We start from the raw sequence: 20,945 nt of genomic DNA, 5'->3' as shown, positions 1-20,945 counted from the left end.
TCCAACAAATTAGAATATTCAAGCATACTGTGGAGCATAAAAAGCCGGAACATCTTTCCAATCCATTGCCGGCATACTTTCTTTGTGTTTTATGACGTTTTTTGCTTAAGAGAGCACGCGCTTTTTCTGTTGCTTGTAAAACATAAGCTATTATTTATGGTTCGATGGGATTTCGTAAAATAAAATGGGAAGCTTATCGTGTTGTTCCGTAAAATACTGCCGTTTAGAGTTGTGATATAAGGTATGAAAATTTACCACATTAAGGTGTTTTTGTTAGAGTGTATGATAGAATTCAGAGCAGGATTTGTCTGTAGAGAGCTTATGAAATAAACCATATCAAATGGGTTCAGTTGGAATCTGTTATATAAAAAGCAAGATTGTTGATAGATCAGCTCTGGTCGAAGTTTCCGTCTTAGGGTAGGAAGAAAGTCAATCTATGTATCTTTCCATTTCATAAAAAGGTGAGAGTGTATTTAATACAATGGCTAAGGAGATAATTTCAGAATGATTTTGTTTGTTTTTAAAAGATAGTGAATACTCTCCCTTTACTTTATGGATGATGTTCAAAACTTTTTAAAATATAAAGAAGGCTAAAATGCTGAATATTTCCCAAACGAGAGTATTCTGTCTGAAAGATGTATCAATAGGAAAGCTTTTGGTGGCTAGGTCTCAAAAAGGGATTTGTCATATAGCGTTAGGAGACACTATAGAGCAATTATTACAGGAGTTTACGATACGCTTTGGTGATGTACAACAAGTTGTAGGTGACAATACATTTAAGAGAGAAGTTGCCCATATTATAGCCATGATAGAAACACCTAAGCTGGTAAAAAAATATAATTTTCCCTTAGATATAAATGGTACAGTTTTTCAACGACAAGTATGGGCAGTATTATGTGATATACCATGTGGTGAAACAATTTCATATGAGATCTTAGCATGCCGTATTGGTATGCCGAAAGCTTTTCGTGCCGTTGCTCATGCCTGTGCACGTAACGAATTGGCTATTATCATTCCGTGTCATCGTGTTGTGCGTAAAAATGGTTTTATTTCAGGGTATCGTTGGGGGGAAAAACGGAAACAGATTTTACTACAACGGGAACAAAATGGAAAAATTTAACTTTGTGTGATGGGCATTATAATCGTTACAGTTGTTCCTTTCATTTCTTTTGAAGTAATTTCAAGTTTTCCTTTGTGGAGTTCTAGCAAGGAGCGTGAAATGGCTAATCCAAGACCTGAGCCCGTATGAGATTTAGTGAGCTGATTTTCGACTTGTTCAAAAGGTTGCCCAAGTTTTTTAATTGCTGATTGGGGAATACCAACGCCTGTATCTGTAATTTTAAAAATAAGGTTATTTTTTTTCTTGAAAGCGCAGACATCAATATTTCCGCCAGAAGGCGTAAATTTAACGGCATTAGAGATGAGATTAAGGAAAATCTGTTTCATTGCACGACCATCAACTTCAGCATGAAGTTCTGGGGTAATGTTTGTTGTAACAACAATATTTTTTTCTTGAGCTTGAGGTGTTAGTGTTCGTACTGCTTCACTAATGATGGGCTCAAGATCGGTATTTTTACAATCAAGCGTAAATCTTCCTGCTTCGATTTTTGACATATCAAGGATGTCATTGATAAGGGTTAGAAGATGGGTTCCTGAATTGTAAATATCATGCATATATTCCTTATAGCGTTGTGAACCAAGAGGACCAAAAGTCGATTGCAACATGATATCTGAAAAACCAAGAATAGCATTCAGAGGCGTGCGCAATTCATGAGACATATTGGCTAAAAATTCTGATTTAGCCTTATTAGCACTTTCGGCGCGTTCTTTTTCTGCTTTCAGACTTTTATTAAGTTTTTCAACTTCTGTTGCGCGTTGTTGAGCACTCCCTCGCGCGCGCTTGAGTTCTTGAATGAAAGAGAAAAGACGCCTTTCACTGTCTTCAAATTTTTCCTGTTGTTGTTTAAGCTCAGAAATGTCAGTACCAATACAAACCAATCCTCCATCTTGGGTTCGTCGTTCGTTAATTTTGAGCCAACAACCATCTGCCGTTTGGCGAATACTGGTTAAGTTACCAGTACCATCATCTTTAAGGGGATATTCACTGAGTGCAGGGCGTGCCATGGCTTCGACGGTTGCACGTTGGATACCTGATTGGAGAATTTGTTTAGGAATAGCGGCATATTCGCAAAATTTGCTGTTGGACATGACTAAACGTCCTTCAGCATCCCACAAGACGAAAGATTCTGAAATGTTTTCAATCGCATCACGGATACGAAGGTCGGCTTGCGCTGTTTGTTCAGCCAATTGTTGCTGTTCACTAATATCGAAGGAAATACCAACCAAATGGGGTTCTTCTTCTTCAGTAACTTCGGCACGAATGCGCATCCATACATAATGACCATCAGCATGACGCATAGGAACGTTAATATCGATATGCTTTTTTTTACCGCTCATTAATTCCTGAGCAAGGTCAAAAAAATTCGCATCATTTGGATTGATAATGGCGCTAATTTGGGAAATTGAGAGCAATGCATCTTGAGGGACATAGCCGAGCATTTCGTACATTGCTCGTGACCAGTAGACGCGTCCACTTGCCATATTCCAATCCCATAGTCCACAGCGTCCACGCATCATTGCCATATCAATACGGTTTTGAATTTTTTCTGAAACAAGATCTGTTTTGCGTGCTCGTACAATTTGGTTGTAATAAGCATAAAGAAGAGCAAGGATAACGCCACTAGTTCCAATGAACATGGTTATATTTAACGAGAGAGCTTTCCGCCATTCCATGTAAATATGTTGCATTTTTTCACTGATGAATACCCCATATTGTCCATTTTCTGTTTGCTGAAAGGAAGCGAGAGCAGGAATATCTTTTCCTATTGTAATTTTCATGATTCCAGCATGTTTTCCTAGAGCTTGTAAAGTAATGCTTTCAGAGGTAAAATTCTGTAAGGGTTTTCCTAAGACAATCTCGGAACTTGATGAAGCTAGGACATTGCCTTTTTGATCGACAATAGCAATAACAGCGCTGGTTTTTATAAAACCTTTGTTACGAAAATTAGTCAGGATATTTTGTAAATGATTATGAGAAAGAGCAGCAGCTTTTCCTTGTCGAGTGGCGGCAAGTAAGTCACGGTCGATTGTATTGGTAATATGAGAAGCTAAGAGAGCGATGGTAGAATGCGTGTTTTTATCAATTGTGTTGCGCCAATCATAGATTGATAGGAAACGGATTGCTGCTAGTATAACAAGAAATGCAAGAATTACAAATGGGAGTGAACGTCGCAGCCAAGGTTCAATAAAAAGAAGTTTTTTATAGGCAGAACCAGAAAACAGATTGGTACGCTCTGTCCGCTCCTTGCGACTTTGAGCGCTTGATTTTGAATCAGCATACATCTCCCTTGGCGCATTATATGCGTCCAATTTAGCCATTTCGCGTTCCTTTAATTCTGGAATAATGTGATTTAAAAACTGCTTCGATATTCATAGTAACCCCATCGAGTGCAATGAATCAAAACAGGAGTCTTCTGTCCAGTCTTTTTTTAAAAAAAAATAATTTTACTTTTATGATTTTGGAATATGAAAAGAAAAAAGTACTTTAAACGTGATCTATAAACAGGCTTAGATTGCCTGTTTATAGATTTAATGATGATCGAATAGTTTATAGAATTTATTTTAAAAAATATTATAGCATATTGATTTAAAATAATTTTTTGTTTCAAGTAAGCAGACGGTTGATGATATCAGCAACATCGCTTGATAATTTTGGCGCAGCAGCAATCATTTTTAATTCAGTTTCAAGTTTTTGTTGTCGAATAGGTTCTAATTGTCGCCAAGAGCGCATCATTGTTAATAATCGTGAAGCAAGCTGTGGATTTTTTTTGTCAATTTCCAAAATAACTTGGCAAAGAAAATGATAAGATGCTCCATCCATCCTGTTAAAGCCCGTGAGATTGTTAGAGGCAAAAACACCGATTAGAGAACGTACACGATTAGGATTATCTTGTGAAAACAGCGGATGTTGCATGAGCTTTTGAACATTCTCGAGTGTTGATGTGCCAGCAACCATTGCTTGAATAGAAAACCATTTATCCATGACCAAAGGGTCATTCTGATAGCTGTTTTCAAAATCATTTAAGGCATTTTGTGCCTGCTCATTTTCATTAAAACGCTTCACGAGAACAGCGATACTCGCCATACGGTCAGTCATATTATCAGCTGTTGCATACTGTATAGCAGCTCGATTTGGATTGGCTTCAGCAATGGAAAGGTAATCCAGTATGATATTCTTTAATGCTCGCTTTCCAGCTTGTGCAGTGTTTGGTGAATAGGGCTCTTGGGTTTGCATTTGTCCATAGAGTTTTGTTAAGAGCTCTTGGTGAGTTTGTGCAAGTGAAACTAAAAACTGATTGCGGACATAATGAATACGATCTGGGTCAATATTTTTACCGATTGTATGAGCAAGCTCAACTTCACTAGGTAAATTTAAACAGAAGGCACGAAATTCAGGCTCTAAGGTTTCATCTGTTATGATCGTTTCAATCAGCTTTAGCAAAGCAGAAGGGAGTGTTGCTTTTTCTTGTGTTTTATCTTGAATGCTTTGAATCAAAGCTTGCGTCATTAAATGATTAAGAGATTGCCAGCGATTGATGTGATTGTCATCATGTTGTGCAAGAAAAATAAGTTCTCTTTCATTGAATGGAGTGTGTAGAATGATTGGTGCTGAAAAGTCTCGCAGCAGTGATAAAACGGGTTTTTCACGCAGTCCCTTTAATGTAAAGGTTTGGCTTTCCTTGGATAAAAGCATAACATCTGATTGAATATTTGTATCTGCTTCATAGGTGAGGTTTTCTCCGTTAGGTCCTAGGAGTCCAAAAGCGATAGGGATAAACATGGGCTTTTTTGTTTTTTGTTGTGGGGTAACGGGAATATGTTGCTTTGCATGAATTGTTAAAACACCATCGCTATAATGACTATCGATTTCTACATTGGGTGTTCCTGCCTGTTCATACCATAGCATGAATTGGGAGAAGTCTTGACCAGACACTTCAGCAAAACAGGTAATAAAATCTTCAATTGTACAAGCTTGTCCATCATGACGTTGAAAATAAAGATCAGTGCCTTTACGAAAAAGAGTAGGACCTAAAATAGTCCGTATCATGCGAACAACTTCAGCACCTTTTTCATAAACAGTTGTTGTGTAAAAATTATTAATTTGGCTATATTGACGAGGACGCACAGGATGCGCAAGAGGTCCTGCATCTTCTGCAAATTGCGTTGCTTTTAATGCTTTTACATTTTCAATTCGCTGTAGGCTGCGTACATTTTGATCTGATGAAAATTCCTGATCACGATAAACAGTGAATCCTTCTTTTAAACAGAGTTGAAACCAATCGCGACAGGTAACACGATTACCGCTCCAATTATGAAAATATTCATGTGCAATAACACGTTCAACATTTCTATAATCCTGATCGGTTGCTGTTTCAGGATCGACAAGAACATATTTATCATTAAAAACGTTAAGGCCTTTGTTTTCCATTGCTCCCATATTAAAGTCGGAAACAGCAACAATATTGAAAACATCAAGATCATATTCGCGCCCAAAACATTGTTCATCCCAACGCATGGAACGTTTAAGAGCATCCATTGCATAGGTTGCGCGTTCGGTTTTTCCTTTTTCTACATAGATACCAAGCTCGATACGTCGTCCAGATACAGTTGTAAAATGGTCTTCTAACTTATCAAGATCTCCACCTACTAAAGCAAAGAGATAAGATGGTTTGGGATAAGGATCTTCCCAAATGGCAAAATGGCGATTATTTTCTAAAGTTCCTGTTTCCACCAGATTACCATTTGAAAGCAAGATTGGGATTGTTTGGGTATCTGCTTCAATTTTCACTCTATAGGTAGAAAGAACATCTGGGCGGTCGTAAAAATAAGTAATACGACGAAAACCTTCCGATTCGCATTGTGAGCAATAAACACCATTTGAAAGATAAAGCCCCATAAGTTGGCGGTTGCTTTCAGGATTCAGTTCCGTAACCAATTTCAATGTAAAAGGAACCGTTGGTGGCGTTGTAATTTCTAAACGTGAAGGCGTCACTTTATAAGTGTTTGGGGCTAATATCTCATCATTAATAGAAACGGAAATTAAAGTAAGATCATCACCAGAAAGAACAAGAGGTGTTAATTCTTTTGTATCGTGACGGGATTCAATAGACAATATGGCTGTAACATAGGTTTTTGTCGGTGCTAATTGGAAAGAAAGTTGTGTTTTAGGGATAACGTAAGGGGTTGGTTGGTAGTCTTCCAAACGATAAATAGATGTTATTGGCTGTTTCATAGTTTTTTCCCATTTGTATTTTAAGAGTTAAAGAAGGGTGTGTTAATTTTAGAAGCAATATAGGATTAAAGAATTACAAAAGGCTGTCGAGGCGATTTTTTACTTCTAAGAAGTCTATCCATGTAAGCTTCTTTTGACTAGGGGTTCTAAGAAGGTAAGCTGGGTGGAAAGTTGGCATAACAGGTATTTTTATATTATCCTCGCTTTCATAGATATGCCATTTCCCTCTTGTTCGGATAATCCCATTTTGAGATCCAGTAAGAAACTGTGCAGCAACGCCTCCTAGTGCTATAAGAACACGAGGACGCGCTAAATAAATGTGCCGTTCAATAAAAGGGCGGCACAAGGCAATTTCTCTTGGTGTTGGTGTACGATTTCCTGGCGGACGCCAAGGAATAGTGTTGGCAATGTAAACATTATTTCTTGTTAAGCCAATTGATGCGAGGATTTTATTAAGCAACATCCCAGCTTTTCCCACAAAAGGAATTCCTTGTATATCCTCGTCTCGTCCTGGTGCTTCGCCTATAAGCATCAGGGGGCTTCCTGCTGTTCCATCTGAAAAACAGGTATTTTTTGCTGTCAATTTTAATGAACAGCCATTAAATGCAAGGAGAGCAGATTTTAATTCATCAAGTGTCTTTGCACTTTTTGCACTCTCTATAGCTGTGGATTCATTTTGTATAGTCCTAGAGTTATGCAGCTGATGATGATCTAATTTTACGGTTGGAGATGTTTTGGGAGATGCTTGTTGATTATGAGAAATGTTCACGACAGATATTAATTTTCTCTCTGAACAAGCAGACTGCTTAAAACGATCAATAGGGAAATCCGTCAGAACGGCATCCGCACCACTTTCTTTATAAAAGTTTAAGAGTTCTTCATAGGAAATTGAGCATGGTGTTTGATTTAACATTTTATTTTTTCTAATGATCTAGCGATTATAGATCAAACAAAATTATCCTTCAAGTTTTATTAAATGTATTCGCTAGCCATTAATGTATAAGAACGCTGATAGGATTCTCTCTTTTCACAAAAAAGGCAAATCGTAAAATGCGAATGTTCGCGATTATATGCATCTTTAAATGTATAATTTGTTTAAATTGCGTTATTTCAACTTTTTAAACAGACTAAACTCACTCATACTAAAAGAATTTTTTACTGAATGCAAGTGGTGTGATAATATTTTTTATCATTATATTCTATATTTAATACTTAATGAAAGTGAATTTTGTATTATTTTATTTATAAGATTAATTATAAATTTTATATTATTATATTTTTTAATAACTTTTATTAAAAAAATTAAATATATTAATTGAAATATATAAATATTACTTTTATATGAGAAAATACTAAGACGTTATAAACTATTTTTACAATGGGTTAAAAGCAATGTGTGGATATATGCTTTTGCTTTTTTTACAGCTGAAATGAGAGGTTCATTTAATGCTAAATGCGCTGCAATAGCGCTTGAGAGAATGCAACCTGTTCCTCGCATTGTTCCTTTTAAACGTGGAGTAGAGATATTTATGACTTCAGTTTTGTCAATGAAGCTATCAATTGCAAGAGGCCCCTCTGCATGTCCCCCTTTTACTAAAATAGAGCGAGCTCCCAATGACAAAAGTTTTTTTGCTTGTTGTATTGCTTGCTTATCATGAGATGCCAATGGACTTTTGCTAAGAAGAGCGAGTTCTTCTCTATTCGGTGTTAAAAGATCAACATGAGGAAGCAGTTTATCGATCATCGTGTCGATGATTGTTTCCGTTATTAGTTTTCCTCCTGATGAAGCGACAAGTACAGGGTCCAAAATAACTGGAACATGGGGATAGTCTTTGAGTACGTTACAGATTGCTGCTATAATTGCTTTTGTCCCCGTCATACCGATTTTTATTGCGCTTATTGGATTTGCTTCTAGGGCAGCACGCATTTGCGCAGCGACGAGGTCTCCACGCATTGCAATGATTTCGACAACGCGATTATCATCTTGTACGTTAACACAAGTAATTGCTAAATTTGCTTTTATTTGAAAATGTGCAGAGGTTTCTATATCACGAACAATACCAGCACCTCCTGTTGGATCAGTGCCCGCAACAATAAGAATAGAAGGTATCAACGCCATGTTTGTGTCACTTTTATCCACTGCTGTACACGCTCTTCTGGTTTTTTATGGAGGATAATATCAGTCACAACAGCAGCACTATTTGCTCCTGCTTTTAAAACACCCACTGCGCGTTCTGGTGTTAAACCACCAATACCCACCAAAGGTAAAGCACCAATCCGCTTTCTCCATTGTTTGATTTTTTCTAGTCCTTGCGGCATCCATTTCATTTTTTTTAAGATTGTCGGATAAATAGGACCAAGTGCAATATACTCAGGATTAGCAGAGAGTGCGATATCCAATTCATGTTCATCATGTGTACTAAGACCAACTTTTATACCACTTTTACGAATTGCGTGAAGATCAGCATTGCTTAGGTCTTCTTGTCCCAGATGAATAAAATTACACTTTTCATCAATTGCTATTTCCCAATGATCATTAATAATTAATTGTGCTCCCAATTTATTGCATATGTTTTTTGCACGCTTGATATGTTGACGGATTATTTGTTGATTTTCATGTTTCATACGCAATTGTACGAGCTTGATACCAAGAGGAAGCAAACGTTCAATCCAATCAGCGTTATCAACGATGAGGTAAAATGGATCCAGTTTCATGAAAATACCGCTTTTCCAATGATTGGTGTTGAAGGGACTGCTACATTGCGTGCTTCGATCATGCCAGCTTTATATCCCATACGTCCTGCTTGAACAGCTTTAGAAAATGCTTCAGCCATTAAGACAGGATCACCTGCTTTAGCAACTGCGGTATTAAGCAGTACTGCATCATAACCGAGTTCCATCGCAATAGCGGCATGTGATGGGCGTCCAATGCCGGCATCAATAACAAGAGTAGCATCAGGAAGATAAGCACGGATAGAACGCAATCCATCAGTATTATGAGGTCCTTTGGCAGAACCAATAGGAGCACACCAAGGCATAATAACACGGCAACCAATGTCGAAAAGTTTTTCAGCAACAATGAGATCATCCGTTGTATAGGCAAAAATTTTGAAACCTTCATTGTTTAAAATTTGAGCAGCTTCGATTAAGGAAAAAATATTTGGCTGTAAGGTGTCTGAATTACCGATAATTTCGAGTTTAATCCAAGCTGTTTTAAAAAGATCTCTTGCTAATTGGGCTGTGGTTACGGCCTCTTTAACAGTATAACAACCAGCAGTATTAGGAAGCACTGTTACCCCAAGTTCTTGAAGAAATTTCCAAAATTGTCCACCTTGTTTTCCACCTGCAGTTTCACGGCGCAAGGAAACAGTTACAATTTCCGTATTCGATTTATGAATAGCATCACGAAGGATTGCTGGTGAAGGATATTGCGCTGTACCTAATAGAAGACGGGAAGAGAATTGTCGTCCATAAAGATTCAGCATAATTTTAGCCTCCTTGCATTGGGCTTAAAATTTCAATTTTATCTCCTTCATGCAAGACAAATTGGCTTCGTGCATCTATGGGAACAACTTCAGCGTTAACAGCAGTTGCAAGCCAATTTCCTTCATACCCCAATTCTTCAAGCAAGAGACCGAGAGTCATAACTTCTGTTTGGACTGTTTCACCATTAACAAATATTTGCATGTTTTATTCCAATGCCAATTCCATTGCTCGTTTTGCCATTTCTGGAGACAACAGAAAACCATGTCTATAAAATCCATTAATAGAAATAAAGTTACCATCTTTATGCACAGAAGGGAAGTTATTAGGATAACATGGACGAACACCAACGCCAGATTCAATAATTTCTGCTTCAGCAAAAGCAGGATGTAAAGTATAAGCCGCGTTGAGCAGTTCCATCATTGATCTTACAGAGATTGCACCATCAAAGTCACTTTCAATCATCGTTGCACCAATCATAAAAATATTATCTTGTCGAGGTACAATGTAGAGAGGAAACCGTGGATGAAGAAGACGAATTGGACGCGAAATTTTAATATCGGTGCAGCGCACGAGAAGCATTTCACCGCGTACGCCCCGTATATTTTTATCTTTTCCTAAACGTGCTATTCCTGTCGCATCAATAACAATATCAAATTTTTTTTCAGCCTTCTCTACATCAACAAAACAGGCTCCATTGTTGAGCAGCTTTTCTTTTAAAGCCATAAGTGCTTTGCGAGGATCAATATGGGCTTCATTTTCATAAAAGAGTGCACAGTTAAAACGTTCAGCAAGATCTGGTTCAAGATGAGCTATTTCTGTATTATCTACGGTTTTGTGATTATGCGTACGTACAGAAAATCGTTCGAGCTCTCCTCTATCTCGTGTAGGTGCAACCACTAAAGTGCCTTTTTGTATGACAAGGTTGGGGAGCGTTTTACGCCACCATTGTATAGCTTGTACACCAAGATCTTCAACAATTTGTTCTGCACTTTCCCTTTCACAGTAAGGTGCGAGCATTCCTCCTGCATACCAACTAGCACTTCCTATAGGTGAATGAGGGGGGGCTGATACAGTAACAGAAGCACCTTTTTGCTGTAACATAAAGGCAGCTGTTAAGCCGCCTACACCTGCACCTTTGATAAGAATGTTCTTCAACTATTTACTTTCTTTTTTTGAGGAGGAACAATTTCCATATAAAGGTCACCATTTTTCTGATATTTTTCGGCCATGGCGATCATACCTTCCCCTTTTGTTTTTCTTATTGCAGCTGCCTCACGAATATCATGGGAAATACGCATAGAACAGAATTTTGGTCCACACATGGAACAAAAATGCACTAATTTATGGGCTTCTTTAGGCATTGTCTCATCATGAAAGGCACAGGCTGTTTCTGGATCAAGAGAAAGGTTAAATTGATCGTGCCATCTAAAATCAAATCGTGCACGCGAAAGAGCATTATCGCGCAATTGTGCTCTAGGTAAACCTTTAGCAAGGTCAGCGGCATGAGCAGCAATTTTATAAGTGATCACACCAGTTTTTACGTCATTCCTATCGGGCAGTCCTAGATGTTCTTTAGGTGTTACATAACACAACATAGCAGTTCCAAACCATCCAATCATAGCGGCACCAATTGCTGATGTAATATGGTCATAACCAGGAGCAATGTCCGTTGTAAGAGGTCCCAAAGTATAAAAAGGCGCCTCATGACAAAGATCTAATTGTTGCTCCATATTTTCTTTAATTTTGTGCATTGGGACATGCCCAGGACCTTCAATCATAACCTGTACATCTTTTTTCCAAGCAATTTTTGTCAATTCTCCCAAAGTTTTAAGCTCTGCAAATTGGGCCTCATCATTGGCATCGGCAATAGAGCCAGGGCGTAATCCATCCCCCAATGAAAGAGAGATGTCATACGTGCGTGCAATATCACAAATTTCATCAAAATGTTCATAGAGAAAGCTTTCTTTGTGATGATGGAGACACCATTTTGCCATAATAGAACCGCCTCGTGAAACAATACCTGTTACACGATCAATGGTCATAGGAATAAATGGTAATCTTAATCCTGCGTGAATGGTAAAATAATCAACACCTTGCTCTGCTTGCTCAATAAGGGTATCACGGAAAATATCCCATGTTAAGTTTTCGGCAATACCCTGTACTTTTTCGAGTGCTTGATACAGAGGAACAGTCCCGATGGGCACAGGAGAATTTCGAATAATCCACTCACGAATATTATGAATATTTCGACCTGTTGAGAGATCCATAACTGTATCTGCTCCCCAGCGAATGGCCCAAACCATTTTATCAACTTCTTCTTCCATAGATGAAGTTACTGCTGAATTGCCAATATTAGCATTAATTTTAACACGAAAATTACGCCCAATAATCATGGGTTCGCACTCTGGATGATTAATGTTTTGTGGAATAATGGCGCGTCCACAAGCAATTTCATTGCGCACAAATTCCGCAGTATAAATTTCTGGTATTGATCCAGCAAATGTTTCATTTGATGGTACATTCTGCCGTTCTTCTACTGCTAATCCTTCATTTTCTCGTATAGCCACATATTCCATTTCGGCGGTAATAATACCTGCGCGTGCGTAAGCCATTTGTGTAATTGCTTTGCCATTTTTTGCTCGTAAAATAGAACGTTTTTGCTTAAAGGCTGGTGTAAGGTTTTTATCAGAAGTCAATCCATTATCTTCAGGTTTAACTAATCGTGCAGGATAAGTTTCAGTATCATCCCGCTTAGAGAGCCAAGGCAAGCTAATTGCTGGCAGGCCTTTTGTAATATCAATGATCATATCTTTATCTGTGTAGGGGCCAGAAGTATCGTAGACGTTTAAAGGTTTTTCACCACTGCCATCAGCCAGTGAAATTTCACGCAATGGTACGCGCACATCAGAAAAGAGAAGGCTCTGTTGATAAATTTTGCGTGAAGCGGGAAAGGGGCTACAACTGATTGATGGAGTATTTTTCTGCACAAACTTTTTCCTTATAGACACGGAGTTCAAAAATAGGTTGCGATGTTAATGGAGTTACGATGTTAATGGAGATGTATTCAAATTATCAATCACGAGCATTCAGATGAATAGGGATAGTATTGCTTTGTAGCAAAGAAAACCCAATACAGCTCAAGAAAAGTTATTTTGAAAAACTGATACAATATCTATTCTAATATTTGCATGCCTCCTCCCACTTGAAGTATTTTTGTTAATACGAATATGGTTGGCTTAAATATCTATATTGTCAATCATAAAAATATATTTTAAACGATTTTGGTGTGTTTTTAAGAGTGAAAATAGATATTATGAAGTGATAAACTATGATATTGAAGCTTTTATAAACCAGAATAAAGTTAAAAACGGATTATCAGGGAAAAGTAGATAGTTTATGGCTTTGATTGAGATTTTTTTCATATTAAAATAATAACTCAGAATACCATAAGATCCTCTCATCATATATCTTTTCGTATAAAAACACTTCCTTGCACGTCATAAGTGGGAGCGTATGGGGCAAAGCACTTGAAGAAAGGAAGCCAAATGTCATTTAATGAACATTCTAAGAGTGAGGCTGTCAAAACGTGGGAGCCAACAAAATGTATGATGGATTCCACTTGTATCTTCAAAAGCTTAAAGCTGATGATCTATAATGGCTTGCTATTGTATCATTGACGTGCGCTGTCGTAAAATGAAAGGAGTATATTTTGAGCAATATTTCTTAAAAAGTACGTAATATGCAATATCATTATATTTTGTTTGGGGTACTTTATTCTTTATGAGGGGGATGTTCCCATTAAGAATGCGATAAACAAAAGCGTGAAACAATACCTAATCTTTATTATAAAAATAATATTGCCTTGAATTAAGAAGAACACCAATAATTGCAAGATGTTGTTTAGAATGATTTATTGTTCTTGCAAAAAAAATATACATATAATAATATATAGAGGGAGATGTGCTAAGTGTGGGAGGGGAAAAGTTGGTTATGGGGCGTTTAAAAAACAAGGATATTGTTCATAAAAATTGGGGGAGGGGCTGGGTTATGCTTTTTAATTTTTTCCGGATCGGATACAACCTTCAAATTTTGTGAAGGTGTGTGATATTTAATATTTCAAAGTATTTTATTTCCAGTTTAATGAAAGTGTGGAGCAAATGTCCATATTGAATATATTCTCTGTGATACATTTAGATTGAACAAAAGCTTATTCAAAAAAAACATTGGTGCTAATCTTGTGACACAATTTCAGAAATCAATTGAATAAAATAGAACAAAGTATCTGCATGTGAATAAAAACATAATGAAGCATGCAAAAAATTTGAAGCTAATTTTTAAAGTTTTAATACAAATGATAGCCAAAAGATAGAATTTCTTTGTTTAAAATATATGGTATAAAATATCGACGAGATAGATTTAAACTATTGAAAAAAATAAAAAAAGATAATGTTTAAGTCAGAAACTTTCTATGTGGATGATAAGTTATTACATTCAGTAATGGTTATATGAAATCCATAATAAGAAAAATTTTGGAAGTATTTATAAATTTTGCAACAAGATGCAAGATTGAAAAAATAATTATATAACAACAGCAAAGCAACAAAACAAGATATTAAGTAACCTCAGATGAGGTGGTTACATTATACATTAGAAGAGAAAGCATTAATACTAATGTTATGAAAAGCGTCTGGTGAATTTAGGTTATAAAATTGGAAGGAGTGAAGAGAGATAAAATGCGTAAATAAGGATGGTGCAGTGGTTATGATGTACCAATCAACAGCGGCAGCACATTTTAGTGCACAGAACGAGAAGTTGTTAGAAAAACTATGAAAATAATGGGGGATTTAAAATGTCTAATATCTATGATTGGTCTCTAAAGGCTGATGAAAATGCTTATTCAGATAGTATCATTAATTGGGCAGAAGGACAGCCGCCTAGTTCTGTTAATGATAGTGCAAGGGCGATGATGCAGCGCGTGCGCGAATATCTTGCAGATAATGGTGGATCTATTAATTCAAGCTTTATAGTAAATTTGGAAGATAAAACAACATTAATTACCTTAAAGACAGTTTCGCCTATAAAGAAATACAACAATGATATCGTCATACGTTTTAAAGCTTGTGGTGTAAATATTGGCGTGACAACAATAACTGTTAATAATATAGGAGAAAAGCTTATCTATAAAGCCACTGATACGGGGGTTATACCATTAGAAGGTGGAGAATTTCAAACAGATGGCATTTATGAAATGGTATACAATAATGGTGTTTTAATAAAAGAGCATGAGGGTTGGTATTTATTAAACCCTACACCACCAAAGATAGAAAGTTTCCCCTCTGGATTTATTGCAACATTTGCTATGCAAAATGTGCCAAATGGTTGGCTTTTATGTGATGGTAAGGCCTATAAGCGTGAAGATTATCCGCAGTTATTCGAGGCAATAGGTGATAAATGGGGAAAAGACAGCAATAAAACTTTTAAAGTTCCCGATTTTAGAGGCATGTTTTTACGCGGCTTTGATAATGGTCGGGGTTTAGATGGTGGTAGAAAGTTTGCAGATGAACAACAAGATAGCATAAAATCACATACGCATATTGGGAGTATTGAAAACGCAGGCGAGCATGCGCATAATTTTGAGTATCAAGGGGTAGGATGGCCCGTTGGTGATATTGGGAGACTCCCGAATCATTATACTTATAATGCAACCCTGAAAGGGAGAACAGCTTCTGCTGGTACACATACACACAAGGTAACTCTTTCCCATACGGGTGAGGCAGAAACGCGCCCTGTTAATACAACCGTTGTCTATGCTATAAAATCATGAGTATGTTTAAGTAATAATAATCTATACACCTTGATAATTTTGTTAACGCGGAGCAATTCCGCGTTATTTTCTATGCATATGAAAAGGAAATCTATATTGTTAATAGAATACTTGAGAGCGTCAAAAAACAATTTTAAAATGATTGAAAGAAAGAGTTAAGGATATAATTTATTTTATAATTATATGATAACATAGGGAAAATGTGTAAAAATCATTTAAACTGTGCCGTGAAGAGATCTGGAGATATATTTTTTCACAAGGTGTTTTGATAGGGGAAGGTAATAAAATTATTCAACCTGAGGCATAAAAAAGTACAATATTTTTAGCGTTTTTTTGTGCAAAAATAGCATATCCCTGTATGAGTTAATTCATCTTATAAAGAGATTTCTCACCTTGTTGTCGATTTCATTTCTTTGCATTGCCATGGTAGGAGGCTTTATCTGTAAATGATAGTTCCCCTTTGAGTGGAATCATCATTATGCTTATGAAGCAGAAGACAAACGCTATTTCTATACTCTCTCCTCATCCCTATATTCCGCATTGTTTTTGCATTAGGGGGCTTACAAAAAGCGTTATTGAGTTTATTTTAAAGTTTTTATTCAATAGGTTAATTCTTTGTGATATGCCAATAAACAATTTTTTAATAGAGAGAGAAAAGTAAAAATATCATTGTAAATCAATATTTATTTATACAAATAAGCTAAAGTATATGTATTATAAAGAAAACATTACCATTAAAGTTACAAATAAATCTTTTATGCAGGGGAGAAAGGTACTTGATTTCTATATGGTCCTTAGAAGATATAATAATACACCCGTTATTATAACAAAGGCATTTATACGCATTTCTTGAATCATTTTTATAAAGATAAAAGTGATAGAAAGAGTGGGAAAACGCATGTTTATGTTGTATAAATTTGTATGATATAACAGTTTGATAGCAAATAAAATTTCACATGTTTTTAGTTACGTAAAATCTTAAAAGATTTTAAACTGGTATTTTTTTCCAAAAATATCTTTAGGGTAATTGGTCTTCTTTTTTAATGACAGATGACAAAAAGGAATTCATATGAAAATAAAAAAGATTCTTGAATATTTGCGTGTTTTATTTTGCTATGGACTTTAGTTTTTAGATTGAAGCCGATAGCCTAGAGATCTAATTTCATAGGAGGATGTCGTTTGAGGGAGTATAAAAGGGATATCTTCTTTAGGTAATTCAGAAACGTTTAAAGAACAATGATAAACATTGCGGAGATTTTGTGTTGTCAACACATTAGTTGCATTTCCTTCGCAATAAATCTCACCTTCCTTGAGCAAGATCATGTTATCTGCATAATGTGCCGCGAGATTGAGGTCATGAAGAACAGCAAGAACGCCGCCACCAGAATGAGCAAATTGTTTAGCAATATCCATAACGATGATTTGATGTTGAATATCGAGGCTAGCAATAGGTTCATCTAATATCATCCAGCGAGGAATCCCATTATGAACAGGTTTCCAGACTTGGCAAAGTACACGGGCAAGTTGTACTCTAGCTTGTTCTCCACCTGATAATTGGTGATAATACAGGTTGCCATAATCAGAAAGGTCAACGCACTCTAAAGCTTTCTGGATAAGATTTTGCAATTCGGCTTTGGCAATGCTAAATTGGTTTACAGAAAGGCCAAGCCCTACAACTTCATGGACTAAGAATGGAAATACGAGCGTTGTTGATTGTGGTAGTACAGCGCGCATTTTTGCCATTACATGAGTTTTTGTTTGGCATACATTATAACCATTTAAGGTTATTTTTCCACTGTAAGGAATTTCACCACTCAGAGCTTTGATAAAAGTACTTTTTCCTGATCCATTAGGACCAATAATAATGGTAAAAGCACCACTTTTAGCTTGAAGATTAATGTGTTTAAGAATCTGCTTCTTTCCGCGCTGAACACAAATATTTGTCGCTTCAATCATGAAAAGTCTGTTCCTCGTTTGCATATAAGGATCCATAGAAAGAAAGGTGCACCAAAAAGTGCTGTTACAATCCCAATCGGCAATTCTGCGGGGGCAACAATTAAGCGTGCAAACATATCAGCAAAAATAAGTAATGCTGCTCCCAAGAGAGCAGAGCAAGGAATGAGATAGCGATGATCAGGACCTATGAGCTGACGTAAAATATGAGGAACAATAATACCAATAAAACCAATACCACCACTGACAGCAACAGCACTACCGCACATAAGAGCAACAAGGGGAATAGCAATATTTTTGACGCGTTGAATATGGAAACCAATATGGCCAGCAACAGCTTCTCCAAGAGCAAGGGCATTAAGTGCTCGTGATAAAAAGGGAGAGAAAAGAAGACCAATAACGATAAAAGGGAGAACAAGCCATACTTTCAACCATGTAGCGCCCGCAAGAGAGCCCAGACTCCAAAAAGTGATATCACGCAGTTGTTGGTCATTTGCGACAAAAATCAATGTTCCGACAACTGCACTGCTTAATGCACCAAGAGCAATACCTGCAAGCAGCATGGTTGCAATAGAGGTAAAGCTGTTATGCGTTGCTATTATGTAGAGAATAATCGTTGATAAAAGTCCACCAAAAAAAGCACCTATGATAACTTTATAAGGCTCTAGAAAAGGTGCAAAAGAAACAGGAAAAGCAATGCCGACAACAATTGCTAAGACTGCTCCAAGTCCAGCACCTGCTGATACACCTACAATTCCGGGATCTGCAAGAGGATTACGAAAAAGCCCTTGCATAAGAACACCGGAGACAGCTAAAGCTGCTCCAATTAATAATCCCAAGATAACACGGGGAAGCCTTATGTCGATGAGCACGAGGTAATCACGCGTTTTACTACTTACCGAAAAATCTTGTGTAAGTATCACATGGAGGAGATCAACGAAAGAAACCTTTGCTGCACCATTCAAGAGCCCACCAAAAATACTGAAAATAAGGAATATTATTAAGCTTAATAATAAAATTTTTCCCTGCTTTGAACGGTTTATTTTTTTACCTTCTTTTTCTTTAGGTAAATGCATCTTGGATGTACCGTCTACCATTTTTATCAGCTCTTACCGTTTTGATGTGCACCATAAAGTATCTCAATAAGCTCTCTTGATGCGTCTGCAGTACGTGGACCAAATCCCAAAAAATACATAGCATCCATCTGTTTTATGGCATGATTTTTCGCTGCAGTTGTTGCTTGAATTGCCGGTATGGCTAAAATCTTATCAATGCTGGTTGATCTTGCACCATGTTTTACAAGCAAAATAACATCAGGATCTGATTTCAATAATGCTTCGCCGTTGAGAAGTTTATATCCTTTATAATCGGTGATAGCATTGATAGCACCTGAAAGTTTGATCATACTATCAGCTGCAGTACCTGTTCCAGATGCCATGACGCGTCCATTTTGCACAGAGAAAACAAAAAGAACACGCTTTGGTGTTGTTACTTTCGCCAAACGCGCATCGTTGTCTAAAAAATTACGCTTCAATTTCTCAATTAACGCCGCGGCTTGCACTTCCCGATGAATGGCTTGACCAACGAGGCGAATCTTTTCTATCACATTTTCACGGGAGTAGTCTTCTGGTATGATCACCAGAGGTATTGATGTTTTTTTGAGAATATCAATTGTTGAAGCGGGACCACTTCCTTCAACAAGCAATATACCCTCTGGAGCAAGTGATAAAACCCCCTCAGGTGAAAGAGCACGCATATATCCAAGCACAGGAAGCTTGAGCGCTTCTTGTGGGTAGACGCTTGTACTATCACGGGCGACAAGTTGATCTTGGGCTCCCAATGCATAGACAATTTCTGTAAGTGCTCCGCCGATAGAAACAATTCGAGCATTTTCAGGAAAACGCGTTGCAGGTTCAGCAATTACTTGTTTAGAAAAACAAGTAAGAGAGAGCAGTAAACACGTAAGAAAAAGGTTTGATAACCTATGTAAAAGAGATATGAACATGTCTAACCTTATCTTATCTTAGTTACTGCTGTTTTCTTGGCATGATGGCAAACTATTCAATAAAGAACGCCAATCTTCACGTTCTTTTTGACCCTCCTTGCGTACGCCAAAAAATTGAATAACCATCTCATCATCTTTATCGAAAACTTCAAGTGAACTGACATAACCATCACGGGTAGGTTTGCGAACATGCCATACTCTAGCAATCCCAGACGTGAGTAAATGAAGGTCAAATCTTGGATCAAGAACATTAAGCCAAGGTCCCATTTGCTTAATGTTTTTTACAGTCCCACTAAAAATTTGAATACACCCTTTATTCCCAACAAAACACATGATTGGCAGTTCTTGTTGTGCGACTTGGTTAAGCATTATTTCAACAGCATTTACCTGTAATTCATCGGCAAATTCATTACCAACATATTTTACAGCATGATGTCGATTAATTTTAAATTCGGAAATAATTTTGTGAAGTTGGTGTACATCTGTCATTTTCCGCCAACGATCCCGAAAACTCTCAATATCCAATTCTGTTATGTCACATTGGGCTGGGAGAGAAACGGGAAGAATGTTAAGAACAGGAGACTGATCTTCAAGAAGGAGCTTTTCAACAAGTTCATTCCACTCTTCCATATTTGTCATATCTTTAGAATAGACCTTTAAAATAGCAACGCCATGTTGATCAAAGAATTGCAGACTTTTTGTAGGTTTTCCAAGAATAACGACATCATATTCAAAACCGAACTTCCATTGTTTTGTAAAAATACGCAAATCAATTTCACCAAGTGTGATAGGAATATGTTCGTTTTGAACAATTTTTTCAAAGCGTCCCGTTATTTCGTGAACAGCATATTCATTGCGAGTTAAGACCATGACGGTTCCAAGTCGAGGTGCATTTTCCAAGAGAGTAGCAACATCAGTTTGTAGCCTTTTTGCTTTTCCAATGGTACAATAAGCCGCAATAAGCTCCGCTTCAGATATACCAATCGAAACCGCAAAATCGCGGTTTCGCATTTCTTTTTTTTCTTCACGCAAACGAAGAATCATTTCAGCTGTATGTGCCATGAATTTACCTTATGTTACTTAACTCAAAAACTAACTTTCAAATTTTACAATTCCAAGGCAATAAATTAAATTCTTTTAAGAGTTCAATCTATCACAAAATAACACTCTATCGCCAACAGCTGAGCAATCAAAAAACGATAAAACAGAAAGAATTAAAACTTTTCTACCAAATCTTTGTAATTTTAAAGATGTTGAAAATAGAAACACAATAATTAATCCTTTTATCAATACGATTTTATTGACCGAATAATTAACAGAAGTGA

At 36.9% G+C, this 20,945-nt stretch carries 15 protein-coding genes; 2 read left to right on the top strand and 13 right to left on the bottom strand.

Translation table 11 applies throughout. The features are described from left to right. Window positions 1-595: 595 nt before the first annotated feature. Entirely contained in the window at window positions 596-1,120 is a 525-nt protein-coding gene (locus tag ACFIMK_RS07165) for a methylated-DNA--[protein]-cysteine S-methyltransferase (protein WP_375611196.1), read from the top strand. On the opposite strand, the gene ACFIMK_RS07160 is transcribed toward ACFIMK_RS07165, so the two are convergent. The 9 genes from ACFIMK_RS07160 to thiC all read right to left on the bottom strand — a co-directional run bounded on the left by ACFIMK_RS07160 (window position 1,117) and on the right by thiC (window position 12,825). Further along, a complete protein-coding gene (locus ACFIMK_RS07160; RefSeq protein WP_375638080.1) occupies window positions 1,117-3,438 on the bottom strand; it encodes an ATP-binding protein in 2,322 nt (773 codons plus the stop codon). The genes ACFIMK_RS07165 and ACFIMK_RS07160 overlap by 4 nt on opposite strands. Window positions 3,439-3,724: 286 nt before the next feature. Then, the gene (gene pepN, locus ACFIMK_RS07155) at window positions 3,725-6,352 is read right to left on the bottom strand and encodes an aminopeptidase N (protein WP_375683100.1); all 2,628 of its coding nucleotides are present in this window, start codon (window positions 6,350-6,352) and stop codon (window positions 3,725-3,727) included. Window positions 6,353-6,425: 73 nt separating this feature from the next. Then, complete coding sequence (locus ACFIMK_RS07150) at window positions 6,426-7,265, bottom strand: uracil-DNA glycosylase family protein (RefSeq protein ID WP_375638082.1); 840 nt, start codon at window positions 7,263-7,265, stop codon at window positions 6,426-6,428. Window positions 7,266-7,712: 447 nt separating this feature from the next. Further along, complete coding sequence (locus tag ACFIMK_RS07145) at window positions 7,713-8,471, bottom strand: hydroxymethylpyrimidine/phosphomethylpyrimidine kinase (protein WP_375683102.1); 759 nt, start codon at window positions 8,469-8,471, stop codon at window positions 7,713-7,715. Continuing rightward, complete coding sequence (locus tag ACFIMK_RS07140; protein WP_375611199.1) at window positions 8,462-9,067, bottom strand: thiamine phosphate synthase; 606 nt, start codon at window positions 9,065-9,067, stop codon at window positions 8,462-8,464. Before ACFIMK_RS07140 ends, ACFIMK_RS07145 begins: the two co-directional genes overlap by 10 nt. Next, window positions 9,064-9,837, bottom strand: a complete 774-nt coding sequence (locus tag ACFIMK_RS07135) for a thiazole synthase (protein ID WP_375629378.1) — start codon at window positions 9,835-9,837, stop codon at window positions 9,064-9,066. The genes ACFIMK_RS07140 and ACFIMK_RS07135 overlap by 4 nt, the downstream gene beginning before the upstream one ends. A 4-nt stretch (window positions 9,838-9,841) precedes the next feature. Further along, a complete protein-coding gene (gene thiS, locus ACFIMK_RS07130) occupies window positions 9,842-10,039 on the bottom strand; it encodes a sulfur carrier protein ThiS (protein ID WP_273791115.1) in 198 nt (65 codons plus the stop codon). A gap of 3 nt (window positions 10,040-10,042) precedes the next feature. Next, window positions 10,043-10,993: an FAD-dependent oxidoreductase gene (locus ACFIMK_RS07125; RefSeq protein ID WP_375611201.1), complete on the bottom strand. Its 951-nt coding sequence runs from the start codon at window positions 10,991-10,993 to the stop codon at window positions 10,043-10,045. Continuing rightward, entirely contained in the window at window positions 10,990-12,825 is a 1,836-nt protein-coding gene (gene thiC, locus ACFIMK_RS07120) for a phosphomethylpyrimidine synthase ThiC (RefSeq protein WP_375674703.1), read from the bottom strand. Before thiC ends, ACFIMK_RS07125 begins: the two co-directional genes overlap by 4 nt. Window positions 12,826-14,687: 1,862 nt before the next feature. Between thiC and ACFIMK_RS07115 the strand changes: the two genes are divergently transcribed. After that, entirely contained in the window at window positions 14,688-15,662 is a 975-nt protein-coding gene (locus tag ACFIMK_RS07115) for a tail fiber protein (RefSeq protein ID WP_375629316.1), read from the top strand. 1,122 nt (window positions 15,663-16,784) lie between these two features. Here ACFIMK_RS07115 and ACFIMK_RS07110 read toward each other — a convergent pair. The 4 genes from ACFIMK_RS07110 to ACFIMK_RS07095 are packed head-to-tail and all read right to left on the bottom strand — an operon-like array spanning window position 16,785 to window position 20,682. Continuing rightward, entirely contained in the window at window positions 16,785-17,618 is an 834-nt protein-coding gene (locus ACFIMK_RS07110) for a heme ABC transporter ATP-binding protein (protein ID WP_375629313.1), read from the bottom strand. Then, window positions 17,615-18,712 (bottom strand): FecCD family ABC transporter permease, encoded by a 1,098-nt coding sequence (locus ACFIMK_RS07105; RefSeq protein ID WP_375638085.1) that lies wholly within the window; start codon window positions 18,710-18,712, stop codon window positions 17,615-17,617. Before ACFIMK_RS07105 ends, ACFIMK_RS07110 begins: the two co-directional genes overlap by 4 nt. A gap of 5 nt (window positions 18,713-18,717) precedes the next feature. Next, the gene (locus ACFIMK_RS07100; protein WP_375638086.1) at window positions 18,718-19,620 is read right to left on the bottom strand and encodes a hemin ABC transporter substrate-binding protein; all 903 of its coding nucleotides are present in this window, start codon (window positions 19,618-19,620) and stop codon (window positions 18,718-18,720) included. 18 nt (window positions 19,621-19,638) lie between these two features. Beyond that, window positions 19,639-20,682 (bottom strand): hemin-degrading factor, encoded by a 1,044-nt coding sequence (locus ACFIMK_RS07095; RefSeq protein WP_375638087.1) that lies wholly within the window; start codon window positions 20,680-20,682, stop codon window positions 19,639-19,641. Window positions 20,683-20,945: the final 263 nt, after the last annotated feature.

Source organism: Bartonella sp. AP280QHHD (assembly GCF_042196125.1).
Taxonomy (GTDB): Bacteria; Pseudomonadota; Alphaproteobacteria; order Rhizobiales; family Rhizobiaceae; genus Bartonella.
This window is presented reverse-complemented; position numbering and strand designations above follow the sequence as displayed.